This window comes from Streptococcus sp. VTCC 12905 (assembly GCF_049893385.1).
Lineage (GTDB): Bacteria > Bacillota > Bacilli > Lactobacillales > Streptococcaceae > Streptococcus > Streptococcus suis_AA.
This window is the reverse complement of record NZ_JBMVJC010000050.1, coordinates 1-6215: the sequence shown is the minus strand read 5'-3', so window position 1 is coordinate 6215 and position 6215 is coordinate 1. Positions and strand designations below refer to the sequence as shown.

General features: G+C 35.4%; 2 protein-coding genes and 1 pseudogene. All 3 read right to left on the bottom strand.

Going from position 1 to position 6215, the window contains the following annotated elements; translation table 11 throughout:
- On the bottom strand, window positions 1-4871 hold a 4871-nt coding region (locus tag ACPC58_RS11290; RefSeq protein ID WP_434066014.1), incomplete at its 3' end, for a Cna B-type domain-containing protein.
- A 278-nt stretch (window positions 4872-5149) separates the two neighbouring features.
- The gene (locus ACPC58_RS11285) at window positions 5150-5530 is read right to left on the bottom strand and encodes an AAA family ATPase (protein ID WP_274504340.1); all 381 of its coding nucleotides are present in this window, start codon (window positions 5528-5530) and stop codon (window positions 5150-5152) included.
- A 386-nt stretch (window positions 5531-5916) separates the two neighbouring features.
- A pseudogene (locus tag ACPC58_RS11280) lies at window positions 5917-6215 on the bottom strand (hypothetical protein); the annotation flags it as partial.

Sequence of the window (6215 nt, the reverse complement as noted above, 5' to 3'; positions counted from 1 at the left end):
TTAATTTCTTGACCAGCCTTGAACTTATCTAAGTCATTAAATTCATACTTCCAACCATCTTTTGCGGTCACTGTCTTCGAATCAACCTTTTTACCATCTGCTAACAAGTTAACCGTAATTTCATCTGGTCGTATACCATCTTGGTTATCATGGTCTGACCACGTCTTCTGGCCTGACACACTCGTTTTAGCTACTTTGTGGGTGTTCGTAATAATCAAATTACCTTGATCTTCACTATTTACTTCAGCCACATAACCATCAGGTGTGTTCACCTCTTTAACAGTGTACTTCACATCTTTATGGTTTTGACGTTGGTTCAGATCATTCCAAGTATATGTCCAACCTGTATCTGAAGTTAATTCAACGGGATCACCATAAGCCTTGTCATTTGCATAAAGTTGTACTTTAATGCTTGTCCGTAGGCCATCTTGGTTATCAGCATCTTGCCATGCCTTCGTTACCGTTGCACTTGTTTTACCAGGGGTGTACTTGTTTACAATATTCTTCGCATCTGAAACGTCAGAGTTGTAATCATTTACTTGATCTTCTGTTATCGTGTAAACAATTTCTTTACCAGCGCTGTACTTATCTAAGTCATTAAACTCGTACTTCCAGTCATCCTTAGCGGTTACCGCCTTTGTTGCAACTTCCTTACCATTTGCCAATAAGTGTAGTGTGATACTGTCTGGCCGATTACCATCTTGATCATTATTATCTAACCACGTCTTCTGGCCTGACACACTCGTTTTAGCTACCTGATGCGTATTAACAATGTTATTGCCATCATACGTTGTCTCATAACCAGCAACGGCTGCTTCTTCAACCGTGTACTTAATTTCTTGACCAGCCTTGAACTTATCTAAGTCATTAAATTCATACTTCCAACCATCTTTTGCGGTCACTGTCTTTGAATCAACCTTCTTACCATCTGCTAACAAGTTAACCGTAATTTCATCTGGCCGTAGACCGTCTTGGTTATCATGGTCTGACCACGTCTTCTGGCCTGACACACTCGTCTTAGCTACCTGATGCGTATTAACAATGTTATTGCCATTATACGTTGTCTTGTACCCGTCAACCGCTGCTTCGTCAACCGTGTACTTAATTGCTTGACCAGCCTTGAACTTATCTAAGTTATTAAATTTATACTTCCAACCATCTTTTGCGGTCACTGTCTTTGAGTCAACCTTTTTACCATCTGCTAACAAGTTAACCGTAATTTCATCTGGTCGTACACCATCTTGGTCATTATTATCTACCCAAGTTTTCTCACCACTAACCGAAGTTTTAACCTTCTCATTTGTGATTGTACTAGTAACAAGCTTATCAGAATTAGCATCAGCAGCCTTCAATGTAATAATTTTGTCTGTAACCGTTTGATAATCAGTTGGTGCCGTTTCTACAAGAACATACTTACCACTCTTCAGATTATTCCATCTGATTTGGCCCTTATCATCAGTTGTTCCTGTACGCAATAGTTGACCTTTAGCATTATTTTTGTATGACCAAAGTTCAAATTTAACACCGCTTAGAACCTTGTCAGTATCCTTATCAACCTTAGTTAATTGATAGTCTAAATTCGTTCCTTCAGCAGTTCCACTATTGTTTACAACCTCATGTGATGTTGTAACTTCTTTATTAACTACTTTTTTACCTGTACCAGTGACAGTCACTGTATTACTCAACGTATCATTTATCTTAGAACTGTTGATTAATGTTCGATAATGAACAGAATATGCTGTTGAAATTTCATGTAAGAATTTAATCGTCATGACTTGCTCACCACTTGTTTGGTCAGTCGTAATATTAATTGAATAATCCTTACCTTCTGTCAACACATTTGTCTTATCAACTGTAATTGCACCATTAGTGGCAATTTTTGTTCCATAAACAACAACATCACTCTTGTCCAACACTTGATTCGTTGATGGCTTGTCAACAACTGTAACATCTTTTAATGTTGATTGCTCTGGATTTACTGTAATATTCCATACCGCATAAGCAGAATCTTCTTTATCTTGCTCACCAGTTTTATAAGCAACCGTACCACCATTTGGTACTGACACTTTAGCAGTTAGGTCCTTATCCTGACCATCATTTGTATACTTTGCAGTATTATCATAGCTAGGCGCATCAATGACTTTTCCTTCTAATGAAGTTTCAAATATCATAACATAAGCCTTATTGCTATTTTCTGGCAAATTAGCCGTTAATGTTCTGCTATCTTTAGCATAATCAATATTTGTATCAACTGGATTACCTAATGTATAATTACCATCTGTTTTAATTGTGGCTTCATATAACTTGGCACTATCAGTAACATACTCTGGATCTCCTGTCAGTGTATCTACCAATTTAGCGTTCTTTAATTCTCGTTGATTATAATTAGCCACAACTGTCCATGTAATATGCTTATTGACTGCATTATAACTACCTGATTTTGTACCATCCGTTACGAATTCTTTTTTTGGTGTAAAATCTGCTAAACCAGTATTTTGGTGCTTAGCATCATTTTTATCTGTCCAAGTAGCCACAATTGTATTTGTCCATTTTTTACCAATTAATTTTTTAGTATCAAAATTCGTCTTATATGTTAATAAGAATTCATCAGAAGTCTTGTTATATGCTCCTGATAATTCAATTTTGAACCCAGTATCCGTTGTAATGAACTGATAGTCAATTCCACGTTCCAAAACTGCTTTGGTTGTAACATCATTTAATACAAATGACGTATCATCTACTAATGTTAAACCATTTGGAATGGTATCTTCAGCAGACCATTTAGTCATTTCTTGTTGGCCGTAATTAATTTTCACATTCCAAGCAACTGTTTTCGCATTATAGTCAACAGCACCTAGAGACTTAACAATTCCTTGTTCAGCAACCTTTATATTACCAACTTCCACTTTTTTGCCATTACTTTCAGCAGAGTTACCAATGGTTGTTGACCCATTAATTGGCGTATTCACTTGCGTTTGATAGGTAATTCTAACCGCTTGCTCTAACCCATTTGTAAACTTAATGGTCATTTGAGTCTTATTATCATTGTAAGTAATCTTGTAATCATCTTGTTTAACTACTTGACCACTATTTAGTCCATCTGTATATACTAGTTTTGGTGTTCCAGTATATTCCTGTGCTCCTGATAAATTATCAGTTAATACAGTCCCAGCTGGTAGCTTTTTATCGCCCGCATTGTAGTTAATCGTCCAATTTAATTTTTGTGACCCTGAAGCACCCTCGTATTTCTTATATAATAACTCACCATAACTAGCTGTTACTGTAGCCTGAGCTGGATAAGCTTTACCATTGTTGACTAATGTTGCATTATTTTCAAATTTAACATTTCCACCTTCGTTTGGAATAGCATCCGCTTCTATATCAGTTGCATACTTAATTCTAAATGCTTTTTGTGTCGTTAAATAGTTTCCTTTCAAAGTAACCGTACCGTTATCTGCTACAGTATAATCAGTTCCCTCCGCTAATTGTTGACCTTCACCAGTAATTTTACCTTTCAAATCAATATTCAACAGATAAACTTGAGTGCTAGTTAATTTCAAACCCTTAGGTAAAGTATCTTCAATAACTGCATTATTTAAAGTCTTACCGTTAGTGTTAACATCAACTTGCCAATTCACACGTTGTGGGTTTTTGGCTGGTGATACAGTTCCAGACTTAGCAATATCATTACCGCCAGTTGGATTCACAATAATGTCAACCTTTTGATTTCCTGAAGTTGTTGGTACAATAATTGTCGTTTGACCAGGTTCAGTAACATTGATTTTAGCGCGATTGTAATTAAAGGTACCTTTAATATTCTCTTTATCGTCAACATTTGAATTAAATGTGAAACGTACAGTACCATCACTTTTTATCTCATACGTACCATAGTCTCCAAGGTCACCTGTTCCTGCACGATAGGTAATATATGCTGGTAATTTAAACTCAAAATAATTTCCTGCTTTAACACTATAGCCATCCTTTAGTTCATTAGGTATTGACCAATTATAGGCTAATGATACATTTGTATCAGCTGTGACATCTGCTGCACTAACCTCATTATTGCTTTGATCTGTAAATTTAATATCTGCTTTATCTATAATAGTGCCATTAGAACTATCAGGTAAGTAACTGCTAATATCATTTGCTTGCTCATCCTGAGTTGTTGCTTTTGTACTAACTTCACTTTTTGAAGTTATACTTGTGCTTGATGTTGTACTCGTGCTTGATGTTGTACTCGTGCTTGATGTTGTACTCGTACTTGATGTTGTACTCGTGCTTGCTGTTGTACTCGTGCTTGCTGTTGTACTCGTGCTTGCTGTTGTACTCGTGCTTACTGTTGTACTCGTACTTGATGTTGTACTCGTACTAGTAGTTACTTTTTCTTCAGAACTACTAGTAGAGGAAGATGATGTCTTATTCTGCTTTGCAGCCACATCAACGTTTGCTGTTAATTGACCATTTGTAAATGTTGCAGTTGCTGCCGTATCAGTTGCTGAAAAAGTAACTGGAATGTTAACTTGCGCAGAAACATTCTCATTAATCTCAACATCAATTTGTCGATCCTTAATTTGATACGTTCCAACATTTTTGCCTTCTGTACTTACCAATGTCTCTGATGAACCTGGTATCATTGATACACTTGAATGAAGTTCAATTTGTTCACTTTTCTTCTCAGAACTAGTATTATTTAAACTTAAATTTAATTCTGCTGTATTCTCGCTCGTTGGCTTAGCAGTCATCTCTGTTACTACAGTCGTCGGTACTTCGACCGCTGCTACCTGAAGAAATGGCACAAACAACTGAGACACTAAACTTAACATCATTAAAACTACATAAAATTTTGTGACATATCTACTTTTATTTTCCATTTGATACTCCTCCTTCAATATTTCAAACAATAGAAACAATAGTAAACTTTAACCCTGTAAAAACTTTGTATATTGAACAGAAAGTAGCCTATCGTCTAACTCAAACATAAAAAATCCACTTTAAACATCATTAATCTATCCTTAGGCGAATTTTTTAAATCAAGATAGCGCATACTATAGACGGCCCACTAAAAATTTTTATTTTCTATAACATAACGATCGTTTTCACCCTACTGCATTATAGCATAGCATAAAAGTTTTATCAAGATTAACTAAGTCTATTTTTTGTGGCTTACGTATAGATCTTTTTGATCATCAATAAGGACAATTGCTTCAAATTTTTCATTTTCCGTAAAAGTTACTTTTTCTCTTTGAAACTCTTCATTGTATACAAATATAGTCTCTTTATCGCTATCAGTAATATTTATCGCGGTACTCACTGTATTTTTTTCATTAAATAGAGTAATGTCCTCACTTATATCTCTTAAACTAGAAATAGATTTAGAAATAGTACTTTTCCCTATCCCATTCCTTCCAAATATAATCATACTTCTGAGTATTTCAGTATCCGGGTTGCTTTCTTTCTTCAACCAATTTAGTTCTATTTTCCTATAAGGTAAGTAGTCTTTTTCAATAGTTATCTTTGTGAATTTTTGCATATGTTGCTCCTTCTCAACCAAATTTCTCACTTTTTTAAAACGATATTAGAGTCGGATCATTTTTCCCTATTGTGTCAAAATAGGGTACCCTACCCATCCCTTCAAATATATTTTTTCTTAATTTATTCACCTCGTAAACTATAAAATAAAGAGGACTTTTTTACTCATTAAAAACCTGTGCGGTGAACACTAATTGTTGTCGTTAAAACGTAGATATGTAGTCTTTTATAAATAAAGTCCCCCAAATGCCTTCACTTTTTGTGAAAGCATTTGGGGGACTTTATGCATTGATGAAGACAAATAAGAAACTTATTGCACAATTTTAATGGAATTTCGTTGATGGTTCAAAACGAATGTGGCAAATGTTTCCAGAATCTTCATTTTCATTAGACTTGAACAGATTCGGCCGATGGATGTTCACCTCCACCAAGCCATTCTCCTGTTGATAACCATAACTCATAAAACAGGAGCCATTCACAGGTCCATGGAACGAGGGAATCTTTTAACCAATGGGTTGGATTCCACTCATCTTTTGATGGGTGGTATAGGCAGACTTGTACCTTTTTATTTTTCATATCGACTTTGTATTTATGAGGGAAATCAACTGCATTAAGTTTTTTCATATCTCCTGAAACCCATACGGTACATCGTCCGGAGCGCTCTACTATGAATTCACAAAGATACT